This is a genomic window from Allobosea sp. AK1 (assembly GCF_006714945.1).
In the GTDB taxonomy this organism is placed as follows: Bacteria; Pseudomonadota; Alphaproteobacteria; order Rhizobiales; family Beijerinckiaceae; genus Allobosea; species Allobosea robiniae.
In genome coordinates, this window is record NZ_VFMG01000001.1 from 1,464,348 (window position 1) to 1,478,325 (window position 13,978).

A 13,978-nucleotide genomic window follows, 5' to 3' on the forward strand; every position below is an offset into this window, starting at 1 on the left:
CATGAGCAAGCCCGAGCAGCGGCTGGACGACCGCTACCGCACCGATGAGAAGTACACGACGCTTCGCGGCATCCATGCGCAGGCGCGGCGGCAGCTTTCGGAGATCGACTGGAATTATCTGAATTGTGGAACCGGCGACGAGGTCACGCGCGAGGAGAACACCAGCGTCTTCGACCGGATCAGGTTCGATACGCCGTTGTTCGCCGGGATATCCAACCCGGATACGCGAACGAACCTGCTCGGGCACGACCTGAGCTTCCCGGCGCTGATCGCGCCTTTCGGCGGCGAAGCCGTGTTCCATCCCGACGGCCATTGCGCCATCGGGCGGGCGGCCGAGGCCGCCGGTATCAAGCAGATGGTGCCGGCGGCGTCCTCGTTTCACCTGGAAGAGGTGGCGCAGGCGTCAGGCGTGGCCAAGATTTTCCAGATGACCTTCGTCGGCGATCCGGAAGGCGTCCTGCAGATGATCGGCCGCGCCAGGGCGGCCGGCTACACCCATGTCTGCGCCACCTATTCGCCGATCCGTCAATGGCGCGAACGCATGATGGAGGACCGCTTCTCCCCGCGCGGCGAGAAGGGGCCGTCGAATTTCGGCCCAGGCCTGTCCGATCCGGCAAATCTGGTCGAGTTGCTCGATTTTGCCGAGCCGCGCTGGGATTGGAAGCAAGCCGCCGACGTTATCGCCCGCAGCCCGCTTCCCTGCATCGTCAAGGGCGTCCAGAGCGTCGCCGACGCGCAGGCGGCGCTCGATGCGGGAGCCGTCGCGCTCTATGTCTCCAACTACGGAGGCCGGTCCATCGATCGCACCCTGACGACACTGGAGATATTGCCTCATATTCGCGCCGCGGTCGGAGCCGAGGTTCCGATCATCTTCGACTCCGGAGTGCGTCGAGGCAGCGATATCGCCACCGCCATAGCGCTGGGTGCCAATGCCGTCGCTCTGGGACGCCTCGTCGCGTTCGGCCTGGCGGCAGATGGCGAGTACGGGGTGCGACGCACGCTGGAACTCGTGAAACGCGAATTCTGGACGACCCTCGGCCATCTCGGCTGCTCCAGCGTCGCCGATCTGTCTCCCCGAATTTTCAGCAGGTCGCCATGAAAATCGTCGTCATCGGCGCTGGAGCGATCGGCGCGAACATCGCTTACAGGCTGGCCGTCGGCAAAGCCGATGTCGTCGTCGTGGACGCTGCGCGTCCCGCATCCGGCACAAGCGCTGCCTCGATCGCCTATCTGTCGACCTTTCCGCAGGCGAGTTGGGACGAGGATCCCGGCCGCGCCCGCCTCAGGCTCCAGCTCAACGACACCTTCGACCAGCTCCAACAGGAAATCGGCCCGGGATGGCTGCACTGGACCGGCACCTTGACCTGGGGCCTGCCGGAGGAGCGGGCCAAGATCGCGCGCGACCTCGCCATCTGCCGCGAGCGCGGGCTCGACCTCAAGATGCTCGATGGCGGCAAGGCGCGCGGCATGGCGCCCGGCGTTCTGTTCGCTGACGACGACGAGGTCGTCTACGAGGCGCGCTCCGGCTGGGTCGATGCCCCCGCCATGGTAGCGACATTGCTCGATCATGTCCGAAAACTGGGTGGCTCGGTGCTGACCGACCAGCCGGTCTGCGCGGTCCTGCGGCACGCAGGCAAGGTTACCGGCGTCCTGCTTCGCGACGGCTCCGAGATCGCTGCCGACGCGGTGATCAATGCCGCAGGCAGTTGGGGCAGCCACATCGCCGCATTGGCCGGCGCGACTCTGCCCCTCGAACTCGTTCCCGGCCTTGTGGTTTATACCGAAGCCATCCCTGGCCTACCCAGGCAGATCATCGGCGCACCGACCTGGATGTGCCGGCCGGATCCCGAAGGCGGATTGGCCATTCATTGGCGCGGAGAGGCCCTCACCAGCGTCCACGGTGCCAACGGCCCATCTCCACAGGGCATCCTGGAGGATGTTGCGGAGCTCATACCCGCGCTGGCGGGCACCGCCGTCGCCGCCAGCCGCATCGGCATCCGTGCCATTCCTCACGGAGGCCCGGTCATCGGCGAACTGCCCTGGCTGCCCGGCTTCTACTTTGCCGTTTCCCATGGCGGAGTCGGCTGGGGGCCGATGTGGGGCCGGCTCGCCGCGCGTGAGCTTCTTGAGCGGGAGATCGTGCCGGAGTTGAACGCGATGCGGCCGGCTCGCTTCTATATCCAGAAGGCTTCGTTCGGACGCTTCGCCGACGATGCCGAACAGCGCACGGGCGCTTAGTATCGATGATGCTCGCTGGCCGCTGAGCACCTGTGCCTTTGAAGGCAATCACGTTGAAAGGGGTATGTCATGACGATCGGGGTAGGCGGATCATCCTTCGAAGAAGAGCTCGCCAGGCTCAGTCCACCGACGAGCCGCAGCGTCGCGATCGGGCTGGACGAGTATCGCGCACGGGTCGCAAAGGCCCAAGCGCTGCTGCGAGACGGAGGGCATCAGGCGCTCTATCTCGATACCTCGACCAGCCTGCGTTACTTCACGGGCATCGACCTTGCCCTGACCGAACGCTTGCACGGGGCGATCGTCCCGGCCGAAGGCGAGGTCGTCTACCTGAGCCCCGCTTTCGAGGAGCCCAAGACGCGGGAATACATGCTGTTCGGCGACGACGTGCGCTGCTGGGAAGAGCATGAGGACCCTGCAGCCCTGGTCGTCGATACGGTTCGCAGCCTGGGCTACGAGAGCGGCTCGGTGGCGCTCGATCCGCAGACCCCCTTCTACATCGCTGAAGGCCTGCGCAAGGCGGGCAACCGCTTTTCCTTCACCAGCGGGCAGCCGATCACCGCCGCCTGCCGGCAGCTGAAATCGGCAGCCGAGATTGCCCTGATCCAGCAGGCCATGGACATCACCATGGAAGTTCACCGTGCGGTTGCCCGCGCCTTGAAGGTGGGCGTGACGACGACCGAGACCCTGGACTTCCTGGCGCGCGCGCATCGCAAGCTGGGCCGGGACTGGTCCAGCAATCACGCGCAATTCGGCGAGGCTACGGCTTATCCCCACGGCGTACCCTACCCGCAGACGCTGAACGACGGCGACATGGTTCTCATCGACATGGGGACGAAGCTGGAAGGCTATCGTTCGGACATCACCAGAACCTATGTGTTCGGAGAGCCGACCGAACGGCAGCGCGAGATCTGGAACCTCGAAAAGGCAGCCCAGTTGGCGGGGTTTGCCGCGGCCCGCCTGGGCGCACCTTGTGAGGCGATCGACCAGGCGGCGCGCGGAGTGATCGAGGCGGCAGGTTACGGGCCCGGTTACAAGGTTCCCGGGTTGCCGCATCGCACCGGACATGGGCTCGGCCTGGACGTTCACGAAGAGGCCTATATCGTGAAGGGCAACAGGACGCCGCTTCAGCCTGGCATGTGCTTCTCGATCGAGCCCATGATGTGCATCTACGGCGAGTTTGGAGTGAGGCTGGAGGATATCGTCTACATGTCTGATGATGGCGCGAAGTGGTTTACCCAGCCCTCGCATTCCGTCGACGACCCCTTCGGCTACGAGGCCTGACCGCCGCAGAATGCTCCCTTGATCCGGGCCGAAATCAGCCTGATCGCTGCGTCGCGGGCTTTCGGCCCATGCCGTGAAGTTGCGCGCGAAGAGAGCCACCATGCGATAGCTTCCAGATGATATCTCAGCTCTCGCACAGCCGCCCGTCGACCAGGTGAACGCGCCGGCTTGCCTTCGCTGCCATCTCGGTATCGTGGGTCACGGCGATCACTGTCTTGCCGCGCTCGCGCACCAGCTCATCGAGGATCGCGAAGACCTGCGCGGAATTCCTGCTGTCGAGACTGCCGGTTGGCTCGTCGGCGAGGATCAATGGCGGATCATTGGCGAGCGAACGGGCGACAGCGACGCGCTGTCGCTGGCCGCCCGAGAGCTGGTCGGGCCGCTTGTCGAGATGGTCGGCGAGACCGAGCGCCGTCAGCAGTTCCGTCGAACGGTCGCGCATGGCAGCAGCGCCGAGCTTGCCCAGCCGGCGCATCGGAATCTCCACATTCTCGCGGACGGTGAATTCCGGCAGCAGGAAGTGGAACTGGAAGACGAAGCCGAGCGTCGCCAGCCGGATCGCCGCGCGCTCGCGTTCGCTGAGCCCGGCAGTGCCCCTGCCCTCGATAGCGAGCGAGCCGCCGCTCGGCTTGTCGAGCAGCCCGAGCAGATAGAGCAATGAGGATTTGCCTGAACCGGAGGGGCCGGTGATGGCGACGAACTCGCCCTCCCCGATCGCGAGCGTGATGTCCTGGACCAGCGTCACCGGTACGGCGGCGGGCAGGACGCGGGTCAGCCCCTTCGTTTCGATCAGCGCGCTCACGTGGCGCCCCGGATGATGTCGACCGGATTGAGCCGTGCCGCCTGTCTTGCCGGCAGGTAGCCGGCGACACCGGCCGAGACCAGCGCGAAGCCGGCCGCGATCAGATAGTGCCAGATACTCCAGGCCAGCGGCAGGCGCGTGATCTCCTGGGCGACGCTGGCACCTGACAATTCGAAGCGAACCAGCGAGAGCGCAAAGCAGAGCGAGAAACCGAACGCCCAGCCGATCAGCGAGCCGCCGGCGCCGAGCGCGACTCCTTCGAGGAGGAAGAGACGACGCATATCGGTCTCGGTGAAGCCGAGCGACTTCAGGATGGCGATGTCGCGCGCCTTCTCATGGGTAATGGTCGAGATGATGTTGAAGATGCCGAAGCCGGCTACCAGCAGGATCGCGCCGACGACCGTGTACATGATGACGTTGCGGATCACGAGCGCCTGCAACAGCGACTCGTTCGCCTCCTGCCATGCCATCGCCTTGTAGCCGATCTGCGCCTCGGCCCGCCGCGCCACCTGCGGCGCGGCGTTGGGGTCGTCGAGCTTCAACCTGATCTCGTTGATCGCATTCGGGCGCTCGCTGAGGATCTGGGCGTTCTTGAGCAGGACATAGCCCTCGCCCTCATCGCGCGCCGTGGTGCCGGTATGGAACAGGCCGACGATCTTGAAGGCGCGGCTCTGGCCAGTGGAGGAGACGACGGTGACGGTAGTGCCGAGTTCGGCGCCGAGGCGCTGCGCCAGCCTGTCGCCGACGACGATGTTGTTGCCGCCGGCGATCAGCGAGGTGAAGCTGCCCTGGCGGAAATCCTTGGCGAGCGAGGAGACCTTCATCTCCGCCTGCGGCTCGATGCCGATGATGGCGATGCCGACATCGCGGCCGGAATAGCGCACCACGCCTTGCGTCTTCAGGCTGAGCGCCAATCGCCCGGGCACCCAGGCCCGCAGCATTGCGACCGCCTCGGTGGGGTTGAGGATGCCGCGCCGATCGTCCTTCGGCCGCAAGCCGGCGATGTGGACAGCGGCAAAGGCGTCCTGCGCCGGCTGGCGGCGGGCGTTGCGATATTCATCCGTGATATCGACATGCGGCATGGTGTCGACCAGCCTCGCGACGAAATCATCCTCGCCGCCCTGCATCAGCGAGGCCATGGCGATCGAAAAGCCGACGCCGAGCGCGACCCCGATGATCGCGACCAGGGTCTGCCGGCCGCGGCCGCGGATATGCGTCAGGGCCAGAGCGAGGATCAGCCGCATGGCTCAGCCTCCTTGCGGCCTGACACGGGCGCCATCGCCGAGCTTGTCCGGAAAGGGCGTGATCACGCGAGCCTGCTCCGGTAATCCGGAGAGGACCTCGACATCGCCGGTGCCGCGAATGCCGATCGCCAGTTCGCGGCGGCGGGCGCGATCGCCATCGAGAACGAAGACGGCGTTGCCCTGCACGGCGGCGACCGGCAACAGCAGTGCCTGCTTCGCCACCCGCGCGATGATGTTGAGTTCGACCGTCATGCCGATCAGCAAGGACGTGTCGTCCGGCAAAGCGAGATAGACGCGATAGGTCTTGGCGACGGGATCGCCCTTGGGCGTGATGCTGTCGACGGTGGCCTCCAGCATTTTCCCCGGAAAGGCGTCGGCGCGTAGCAAAGCACGCTGGCCGGGCTTGACCTGGGGAATGTCCTCTTCGTTGACTTCGGCAACGACGCGCAGCGGCCTGGCTTCGCCGATCCAGAACAGCACGGTGCCGGGCTCGGCGATCTCGCCGACCTCGCCGTCGCGGCGCAGCACGGTGCCGCGCATCGGGGCGCGCAGGACATAGTTCTCGAGGCGGGCGGTCTGGCCGGCGATCAGCGCCGAGGCCTGCCCCATCTCGCTGCGAGCGCGGTCGAGCGCCTGCTGGCTCGTCACATTGCGCTCGACCAGAACCGCCAGCCGGTCGAGCTCGGCGGTGGCAAGCTTCTGGCGGGCCTTGAGCTCGGCCAAGGTCGCCTCGGCCTGGACGCTGTCGAGACGGGCGAGGACATGCCCCTGCTCCACGCGCTGGCCCTCGCAGTCGCAGCGCTCGACGATGCGCTCTCGCACGAGCGCTGTAACCTTGGCCCAGTTGCGCGGCTCGACCGTGCCGGTGGCGTAGACGATCTCGGCTGCATCGCCGCGCTTGGGTGCGACCGTTGCGACCGCGACCGGCTTGGTCAGGAGCCAGTAGGCGCCGCCAGCGACGATGATGGCCGTGGCGGCAAAGAGGAGACGAGAGAACTTCACGACATCCCTCGCAGGAGGCATCACGCTGACGCACCCCGCTCCCGATCATCGCAAGTCGGAAGCGTTGCGGCGGCAGCCTCTTACGCGCACAATCGCCAGAGACCGACCGTCGGTCATTTTACAGACCGACGGTCGGTCGTCAAGCAGAGGTTAGGTCGCATATGCCCCGTATCGTGAAGTCCCCGGGTGATCGCAGGAACGAGATCCTCGACGGCGCGCAGGCGCTGTTTTTCGAACGCGGCTACGAGCGGACCACGGTCAACGACGTGATCGCAAAGGTCGGCATCTCGAAGGGCGGCTTCTACCACCACTTCACGGCGAAGGAGGATTTGCTCGAAGGGATCACCGCCCGGCTGGCGCAGGATGCGGTCGCGCGTGTCCGCGATATCCTCGACGATCCGGGTCTCAGCGCGCTTGAGCGGCTGAACGTTTTCATGGCGCGCTCACGCAGCATGAAGCTGGCGGATGCACCGAAATTCCGGGCCGCTTTCGACGTTGTCTTCCGGCCAGAGAACCTGCTGCTCTACCATCGGATCAATGCCGCCTCGATCGCGGTGATGCGACCGGTGCTGACCCGAATCATCGCACAGGGCACCGCCGAAGGCACCTTCACCGTGCCGGACCCCGAAGCCGCAGCGGAGATCGTCCTGCATCTCAACGCCAGCACCCACGATGCCGTCGCGCGAACGATTGATGCGATGGGGACCGCCGGGGAAGACGCTGCGATCGCGACGCTGGATCGACGCTTCCAATTCCAGGGTATCGCGATGGACCGTGTCCTCGGACTGCCGGACGGTAGTCTGGTTATCGTCGAACCTGGCTTCACACGGGCGGTGATGACGGCACGCCAGGTCGATCGTCGCGACCACACATAGACTGGGCGCCTGACGGATAGGCATGAATGCCTGCTTCCAGGCGATGCCCGAATCTCCGTAACTGGCGCGGTGCGGTACAAACCGCACCGCGCCACAGCTTCAAGGCCTTGCCTTCTTCCCGGCGATCTCTCGATCCCATTTCTCGAACATCGTCACCAGAGGCTTTGCGTCGAGCGGCGGTTCGGTCGGGTTGTTCGCGATCATATCGGCATATTCCGGCCGACCGAACTTGGCGATCGTCTCCTGGCTGTCCTTCGGCGCCATGTCGATGGTCACGCCGTGGATGGACGGGCCGGGATACATATAGCCGTGGTCGTACATGTAGGCCTGCTGGGCCGGTTCCAGCAGATAGGCCATCAGCGCCAACACGACATCGAGCTTCTCGCCGCTAACGCCCTTCGGGATCGCCATGTAGTTGGCGTCGCCGACCCAGTGGAAGCCCTTCAGCGTCGCCACTTTGAAGTTCTCCGGCACGATGCCGAGATAACGCGGATTGATGTCCCAGCCGGTGGTGGTGGCGATGATGTCGCGCGAGCCGTCGCCGAGCTCCTTCATCGTCGCGGTGGTGCCGGACGGGTAGTACTCGATGCAGTCGTTCATCTCCTTGAGATAGGCCCAGGTCTTGTCCCAGCCCTTGACCGGATCCTGCGGGTCCTTGTCGCCGAGCAGATAGGGCAGGCCCATCACGAAGGTGCGCCCCGGCCCCGAATTCGCCGGGCGGGCATACATGAAGCGGTTGGGATGCGCCTTGCACCAGGCCAGCAGTTCCTCGGCCGTCTTCGGCATGTCCTTGACCTTGGCCGGGTCGTATTCGAGCAGCGGCCCTGACGGATACCAGTCGAGCACCATCGCCTGGCCGCGCGCCATCTTCTGCATGGCATAGGCGCCGGGGATGTAGAGCTTGTCGAGCGCGGGAAAGCGGTCGGCATATTTGGGGAAGATCTCGAGCCAGAGATTCTGCTCCATGCCGGCCGCGAGCGCGTCGTTGCCGGTCAGGACGAAGTCGATGTCGACGCGCCCGGCCTGCTGCTGCGCCTTGAGCTTGCCGGCGAGCTCCGGCGCCGTCGCCTTGGTGAAGATGAAGCGCGCGACGAGATCGGGATGCTCCTTCTGGAACTTCTCGATCGCGGGCTGGCTGATCTGCAGGTCGCCGGCGACGTCGATGACGCTGATCGTCAGCGGCGCCTTGGGCTTGGGCAGGGCCGGTTTCGGCTGGGCCGCGGCCGCAAGCGGGCCGAGCCCGATCAGGGCCGCCGCTGCGGCTAGGATTGACCATCGTGACATTACGTTCTCCCTCTTTAGTCGGTTGATCTGCGCCTGTTCCCGGCCGATGGGGATCGCCCGGGTATCGCCTCCCTGGTCGCGACCGGGCCGGTGCTTTCGCGCTGGACGAGGCGGGTTGGGATGATCTGGCAAGCGTCGCGCTTCTCGCCGGTCTCGATGATCTCCAGCAGCAGTTCGACGCCGGCCGCGCCGGCATCGGCGCAATGCGCATCGATCGTGGTCAATGGCGGATAGGTCGTGGCGGCCAGCACGTCGTCGAAGCCGACGATACTGAGGTCGCGCGGGATGACGATGCCGCGCGCGCTCAAGCCGGCGACCAGCCCCTGCGCGACGATGTCGTCGAAGGCGATGGCGGCGCTGACACCGGCTGCGAGCAGGCGCTCGACCGCCGCCTGGCCGGCCTCATAGGTCGGCCGGTAGGCCGGGATCGCCAGTTCCTCGATGCCGAAGCGCTGTGCTGCCGCCATCGCGGCCTGCTCGCGCTGCTGGTTCGCCCAGGACGCGGCCGGGCCGCCGACATAGGCGATGCGGCGATGGCCGAGCCCGACGAGATGGGTGATCGCCATCTCGATGCCGCCGCGCACGTCGATGAGCACGCGCGGAACGCCGGCGATGTCGCGGTTGATCAGCACCGTCGGCTTCTGGCCGGCATGGAAGCGAATGCGCGCCTCGTCGAGGCGGGGCGACGCGACGACGAAGCCGTCGACCTGCGGCGCCAGCTTCGCCAGCAGGCGGTCCTCGCGATCGGGCGTTTCGTCGGAATCGCCGAGGAACACCGCATAGCCCAGTGCGTCGGCTCGCGCCTGCGCGGCACGGATGAGCGGCGGGAAGAAGGGGTTGGCGATGTCCGGCACCAGGAGCGCGATGGTGCCGAAGCGCCCGGTGCTGAGCGCCCGCGCGATGCGGTTGGGGACATAGCCGAGTTCGTCGGCGATCCGCCTGACCTGCTCGACGACGGCCGGCGTCAGGAGATTGGGCCGGGTGAAGGCGCGCGACACGGTCGCCCGCGACACGCCGGCCTTCGCCGCGACATCTCCGATCGTGATCGAGCCCCCTGCCATCACTTCATGCAACCGGTTGCACGGCATCCTGTCAAGTGAGCGTCAATCATTGCGGCGCGCTGCTGACATACGGCATGCTTGTTTTTGGACGCGCGCGCTCCAGCTTGCCTGACAGGGAACATCCGTCTCCCTGCAGGTCGTCCATGCCGGAAAATCAGGCCTCCCAGACGAAAATCATGACATAAGATTCCGGAATCACGCTCGGAACCAAGGCCGGCGGCCAGGAGCAGACGTCGGAATGAGCCGAGTCATGGATGCGCGGAAATCCGCGGCGGGTGCCGGGCCGTTTGCGCCTCTCAGGAATGTCACGTTCCGGGCGATCTGGCTTGCCGGGCTGATCTCCGGCCTGGGGTGGCTGATCCAGACCATCGCCATGAGCTGGTTGATGGCGACCATCACCCCGTCCAGCGTCATGGTTGCGCTGGTCCAGGCCGCGACGAACCTGCCCGCCTTCATCCTGTCGATCTTCGCCGGCGCCATCGTCGACAATTTCAATCGCCGCAAGGTGATGCTGATGGCCCGGTCCCTGATGACCGTGACCGCCATCGCGCTGACGATCCTCGTCGCGCTGGGCATGATCAATCCCTGGATCATCCTGTTCTTCAGCTTTCTCGCCGGCTGCGGCATCGCCTTCAACGACCCGGCCTGGCAAGCCTCGGTCGGCGATATCGTCGACCGCAAGGACCTTGCGGCGGCGGTGACGCTGACCTCCGTCGGCTTCAACACCGTGCGCAGCGTCGGCCCGGCACTCGGCGGCATCATCCTGGCGAGCTTCGGCCCGCTGACGGCCTTCTGCCTGTATACGCTCGGCCATCTCGCGCCGCTGGCCGTCGTCTGGCGTTCGCGCTGGAAGGTGCCCGTCTCGCGGCTGCCGCCCGAAGCGATGCTGACGGCGATCTCCGACGGCATCCGCTTCACCTCCCTCTCATCGGAGATCAAGACGGCGCTCGGGCGCGGCTTCCTGTTCGGCTTCGCGGGCATTGCCATCCTCGCCCTGCTGCCATTGGTGGTCCGCGACCAGCTCAAGCAGGGCGCCATCGCCTACGGCACCCTGATGGCGGGCTTCGGCGCAGGCGCGCTGCTGGCCGGCCTCGCCTCGACGACGCTCCGGCGCAAGCTCTCGGACGAGCAGATGCTGAAGCTGGCCTGCACGGCTTGCGCGACCTGCACGCTCTGTCTGTCGCTGACGCAGAGCCCGGCTCTCGCGGCTATCGCGCTGATGCTCGGCGGCGCCGGGTGGGTCCTTGGCTGGTCGGGCCTCAGCATCAGCGTGCAATGGGCGAGCCCGCGCTGGGTCGTCGGCCGGACGATCTCGCTCTATTACGCCCTCACCTCGCTCGGGCTGGCTGGCGGGAGCTGGCTCTGGGGCATGGTCACCGAAAGCTATTCGCTGGGTTTCGCCCTGCAGGCCTCGACCGCGGCATCCCTTGGCGTCGCCCTTCTCGGCTTTCTCCTGCCCATCCATCAGCGCAAGGATTCCGATGTCTCGACGCCCGACAGCTTCGAGGCCCCGACGCTCGGTCTTGACCTGAAGCCGCGCAGCGGGCCGATCGCCGTCAAGATCGAGTATCGGATCGCCCCCGATCAGGTCGAAGCTTTTCTCGCCCTGATGCAGCAGCGCCGGCGTGCGCAAGGGCGCAACGGCGCGCGCCGCTGGATTCTGACCCGCAACCTGCACGACGTCACCGTCTGGACCGAGACCTTCCGCACGCCGACATGGCACGACTATCTGCGCTTCAACTACCGCCGGACTGCGGTCGACACGACGCTGAACGACAGCCTTGTCGATCTGCATCAGGGGGATGGCGCACCGGAGGTGACCCTCTCGATCGAGCGGCCTACCGCTGTCCCACGCAAGCCCGGCATCTTCCGGTCCGACACGCCTCACGGCTGAAGCCTGTGCGTCCGCAGGGCGCGCCGAATTCCTATAAAATTCCTATTCTGCGACGCCGCCGGCCGTCTCGAACGGCTATGCCGCCAGCACGATAATCCACGCCATGGTCGATGCGCTTGCGTCCCCGCCTTCCGCAGGGAGGCTGGCTCGCGCGCATCGGCCCATCGGTAACGCCCGGTCGAAAGGACCACGGCAATGGATATCGCCATGCTCGCGCTCGCGCTCGGCTTCTTCGCGGCAGCCCTCGCCTATGTCTCGGCCTGCAACGCGCTCTGAAGGAGGCTCCCATGTTCGTCGACTACATTCTCGGCGGCGCGGTGACCGCGCTCCTGCTCGTCTATCTCACTTATGCGCTGCTGCGCCCCGAGCGCTTCTGAGCGCCGGCGCGAGCTGAGAAAGCCCTCCCATGACACTTTATGGCTGGATTCAGATCCTGATCTTCTGCGCGATCGTGCTCGCTTTAGCGAAGCCGCTCGGCGGCTACATGACGCGCGTCTTCAACGGCGAGCGCACCTTCCTCTCCCCCGTGCTCGCGCCGGTCGAGCGCGGGCTCTTTGCGCTCGCCGGCACGCATGAGCGCGAGGAGCAGCACTGGAGCGCCTATGCGGTCGCGCTGCTGCTGTTCAACCTCGCCGGCCTGCTGCTGCTCTACGGGCTGCAGCGCTTTCAGGGCCTGCTGCCGCTGAACCCGGACGGCATGGGCACTGTGGCACCCGACCTCGCCTTCAACACGGCGGTCAGCTTCGTCACCAACACCAACTGGCAGGGCTATGGCGGCGAGAGCACCATGTCCTACCTGACGCAGATGCTCGGCTTGACCGTGCAGAACTTCGTCTCGGGCGCGACCGGCATCGCCATCGCCGTCGCGCTGATCCGCGGCTTCGCCCGCGCCTCGGCCCAATCGGTCGGCAGCTTCTGGGTCGACCTGACCCGCGCGACACTCTACGTGCTGCTGCCGCTCTGCATCCTGCTGACGCTGGCCTATGTCGCTTCGGGTGTCCCGCAGACGCTCGACCCGTCGGTCACGGCAACCACGCTCGAAGGTGCGCAGCAGACCATCGCGCGCGGCCCGGTCGCCTCTCAGCTCGCGATCAAGATGCTCGGCACCAATGGCGGCGGCTTCTTCAACGCCAACTCGGCCCATCCCTTCGAGAACCCCGACGCCATCTCGAATCTCCTCCAGATGGTCTCGATCTTCGCGATCGGCGCCGCACTCACCAATGTCTTCGGCCGGATGGTCGGCAACGAGCGCCAGGGCTGGGCGATCCTCTCGGCCATGGGTGTCTTGTTCATCGCCGGCATTGCCGTCTGCTACTGGGCAGAAGCCGCCGGCAACCCGCTGGTCCAGGCGCTGGGGCTCCAGGGCGGCAACCTGGAAGGCAAGGAGATGCGCTTCGGCATCCCGCTTTCCGCCCTCTTCGCCGTCGTCACCACCGCCGCCTCCTGCGGTGCGGTCAACGCCATGCATGGCAGCTTCACCGCGCTCGGCGGTATGATCCCGCTGATCAACATGGAACTCGGCGAGGTCATCGTCGGCGGTGTCGGCGCCGGCTTCTACGGCATCGTCCTCTTCGTCGTGCTGGCGATCTTCGTCGCCGGGCTGATGGTCGGCCGCACGCCGGAATATCTCGGCAAGAAGATCGAGGCCCGCGAGGTCAAGATGGCGATGCTCGCCATCCTCTGCTTGCCGGCCGGCATGCTGGTCTTCACCGCGATCGCCGTGGTGCTGCCCGGCGCCGTCGCCTCCGCCGGCAATAGCGGCCCGCACGGCTTCTCCGAGATCCTCTACGCCTATACCTCGGCGGCGGCGAATAACGGTTCGGCCTTCGCCAGCCTCTCGGCGAACACGCTCTGGTACAACGTGACGCTCGGCATCACGATGCTGATCGGCCGCTTCCTGGTCATCATCCCGGCGCTCGCCATCGCCGGTTCGCTCGCCGCGAAGAAATCCGTGCCCGCCTCGGCCGGCACCTTCCCGACGGACGGCCCGCTCTTCGTCGGCCTGCTCGTCGGCGTCATCCTGATCGTCGGCGGCCTGACCTTCTTCCCGGCGCTGGCCGTCGGCCCGATCGTCGAGCATCTCTCGATGCTCGCCGGCCAGAGCTTCTGAGGAGGCCGCCATGGCAAGCTGCCTGCGCCAATTGCGCCGCGAGGCCGTCCATCGTGACACCGCCTCGCGTGAAACGGACAGGGCGCCCCCGCGCCCTGCCACCATCATCCTCGGCCTGACGGTCGCGCTGTTCCTCGTCCTGCTGCTCGTCCGGGCGCTCGCCGGCCTCGTCGCCGCTGCCTGAGCC

Annotated in this window: 13 protein-coding genes; 8 read left to right on the forward strand and 5 right to left on the reverse strand. The window is 66.3% G+C overall.

What is annotated here, in order from left to right; all coding sequences use genetic code 11:
* The first annotated feature begins 1 nt into the window (after position 1).
* The 3 genes from FHT98_RS07445 (at position 2) to FHT98_RS07455 (ending at position 3,519) form a co-directional block, all read left to right on the forward strand.
* Positions 2–1,099, forward strand: coding sequence for an alpha-hydroxy acid oxidase (locus tag FHT98_RS07445; protein WP_142113417.1), 1,098 nt, complete (start codon positions 2–4; stop codon positions 1,097–1,099).
* Positions 1,096–2,238: an NAD(P)/FAD-dependent oxidoreductase gene (locus FHT98_RS07450; protein ID WP_142113419.1), complete on the forward strand. Its 1,143-nt coding sequence runs from the start codon at positions 1,096–1,098 to the stop codon at positions 2,236–2,238. Before FHT98_RS07445 ends, FHT98_RS07450 begins: the two co-directional genes overlap by 4 nt.
* A gap of 69 nt (positions 2,239–2,307) precedes the next feature.
* On the forward strand, positions 2,308–3,519 hold the full coding sequence (locus FHT98_RS07455; RefSeq protein ID WP_142113422.1) for a M24 family metallopeptidase: 1,212 nt from the start codon (positions 2,308–2,310) through the stop codon (positions 3,517–3,519).
* Between the two features lie 124 nt (positions 3,520–3,643).
* Here the strand turns inward: FHT98_RS07455 and FHT98_RS07460 are convergent, their stop codons facing one another.
* From FHT98_RS07460 to FHT98_RS07470, 3 genes are read right to left on the reverse strand one after another with little or no spacing between them, the layout of a single operon-like run.
* Positions 3,644–4,321 carry an ABC transporter ATP-binding protein gene (locus FHT98_RS07460; RefSeq protein ID WP_142113424.1) on the reverse strand — a complete coding sequence of 226 codons (678 nt, stop codon included), beginning with the start codon at positions 4,319–4,321 and terminating at the stop codon, positions 3,644–3,646.
* Positions 4,318–5,565 carry an ABC transporter permease gene (locus FHT98_RS07465; protein WP_142113426.1) on the reverse strand — a complete coding sequence of 416 codons (1,248 nt, stop codon included), beginning with the start codon at positions 5,563–5,565 and terminating at the stop codon, positions 4,318–4,320. The genes FHT98_RS07460 and FHT98_RS07465 overlap by 4 nt, the downstream gene beginning before the upstream one ends.
* Positions 5,566–5,568: 3 nt before the next feature.
* Entirely contained in the window at positions 5,569–6,588 is a 1,020-nt protein-coding gene (locus tag FHT98_RS07470) for an efflux RND transporter periplasmic adaptor subunit (RefSeq protein ID WP_142115700.1), read from the reverse strand.
* 140 nt (positions 6,589–6,728) lie between these two features.
* Between FHT98_RS07470 and FHT98_RS07475 the strand changes: the two genes are divergently transcribed.
* Positions 6,729–7,442 (forward strand): TetR/AcrR family transcriptional regulator, encoded by a 714-nt coding sequence (locus FHT98_RS07475; RefSeq protein WP_091856852.1) that lies wholly within the window; start codon positions 6,729–6,731, stop codon positions 7,440–7,442.
* A gap of 99 nt (positions 7,443–7,541) precedes the next feature.
* Here FHT98_RS07475 and FHT98_RS07480 read toward each other — a convergent pair whose 3' ends face one another.
* Positions 7,542–8,726 carry an extracellular solute-binding protein gene (locus FHT98_RS07480; RefSeq protein ID WP_142113428.1) on the reverse strand — a complete coding sequence of 395 codons (1,185 nt, stop codon included), beginning with the start codon at positions 8,724–8,726 and terminating at the stop codon, positions 7,542–7,544.
* A gap of 14 nt (positions 8,727–8,740) precedes the next feature.
* Positions 8,741–9,787, reverse strand: a complete 1,047-nt coding sequence (locus FHT98_RS07485) for a LacI family DNA-binding transcriptional regulator (RefSeq protein ID WP_142113430.1) — start codon at positions 9,785–9,787, stop codon at positions 8,741–8,743.
* 238 nt (positions 9,788–10,025) lie between these two features.
* Between FHT98_RS07485 and FHT98_RS07490 the strand changes: the two genes are divergently transcribed.
* The 4 genes from FHT98_RS07490 (at position 10,026) to FHT98_RS26160 (ending at position 13,975) form a co-directional block, all read left to right on the forward strand.
* Entirely contained in the window at positions 10,026–11,681 is a 1,656-nt protein-coding gene (locus tag FHT98_RS07490) for an MFS transporter (RefSeq protein WP_248309165.1), read from the forward strand.
* 287 nt (positions 11,682–11,968) lie between these two features.
* Positions 11,969–12,058: a K(+)-transporting ATPase subunit F gene (locus FHT98_RS07495; protein WP_061970656.1), complete on the forward strand. Its 90-nt coding sequence runs from the start codon at positions 11,969–11,971 to the stop codon at positions 12,056–12,058.
* A gap of 29 nt (positions 12,059–12,087) precedes the next feature.
* Positions 12,088–13,791 carry a potassium-transporting ATPase subunit KdpA gene (gene kdpA / locus FHT98_RS07500; RefSeq protein WP_142113432.1) on the forward strand — a complete coding sequence of 568 codons (1,704 nt, stop codon included), beginning with the start codon at positions 12,088–12,090 and terminating at the stop codon, positions 13,789–13,791.
* Between the two features lie 10 nt (positions 13,792–13,801).
* Positions 13,802–13,975, forward strand: a complete 174-nt coding sequence (locus FHT98_RS26160; RefSeq protein ID WP_185745096.1) for a hypothetical protein — start codon at positions 13,802–13,804, stop codon at positions 13,973–13,975.
* Positions 13,976–13,978: the final 3 nt, after the last annotated feature.

What these genes read in the sequence shown, in the direction of transcription:
- FHT98_RS07445 (WP_142113417.1), top strand. Translation starts at nt 2, where the DNA reads ATGAGCAAGCCCGAGCAGCGGCTGGACGACCGCTACCGCACCGATGAG.
- FHT98_RS07450 (WP_142113419.1), top strand. Translation starts at nt 1,096, where the DNA reads ATGAAAATCGTCGTCATCGGCGCTGGAGCGATCGGCGCGAACATCGCT.
- FHT98_RS07455 (WP_142113422.1), top strand. Translation starts at nt 2,308, where the DNA reads ATGACGATCGGGGTAGGCGGATCATCCTTCGAAGAAGAGCTCGCCAGG.
- FHT98_RS07465 (WP_142113426.1), bottom strand. Translation starts at nt 5,565, where the DNA reads ATGCGGCTGATCCTCGCTCTGGCCCTGACGCATATCCGCGGCCGCGGC.
- FHT98_RS07470 (WP_142115700.1), bottom strand. Translation starts at nt 6,588, where the DNA reads ATGCCTCCTGCGAGGGATGTCGTGAAGTTCTCTCGTCTCCTCTTTGCC.
- FHT98_RS07475 (WP_091856852.1), top strand. Translation starts at nt 6,729, where the DNA reads ATGCCCCGTATCGTGAAGTCCCCGGGTGATCGCAGGAACGAGATCCTC.
- FHT98_RS07480 (WP_142113428.1), bottom strand. Translation starts at nt 8,726, where the DNA reads ATGTCACGATGGTCAATCCTAGCCGCAGCGGCGGCCCTGATCGGGCTC.
- FHT98_RS07485 (WP_142113430.1), bottom strand. Translation starts at nt 9,787, where the DNA reads ATGGCAGGGGGCTCGATCACGATCGGAGATGTCGCGGCGAAGGCCGGC.
- FHT98_RS07490 (WP_248309165.1), top strand. Translation starts at nt 10,026, where the DNA reads ATGAGCCGAGTCATGGATGCGCGGAAATCCGCGGCGGGTGCCGGGCCG.
- FHT98_RS07495 (WP_061970656.1), top strand. Translation starts at nt 11,969, where the DNA reads ATGTTCGTCGACTACATTCTCGGCGGCGCGGTGACCGCGCTCCTGCTC.
- kdpA (WP_142113432.1), top strand. Translation starts at nt 12,088, where the DNA reads ATGACACTTTATGGCTGGATTCAGATCCTGATCTTCTGCGCGATCGTG.
- FHT98_RS26160 (WP_185745096.1), top strand. Translation starts at nt 13,802, where the DNA reads ATGGCAAGCTGCCTGCGCCAATTGCGCCGCGAGGCCGTCCATCGTGAC.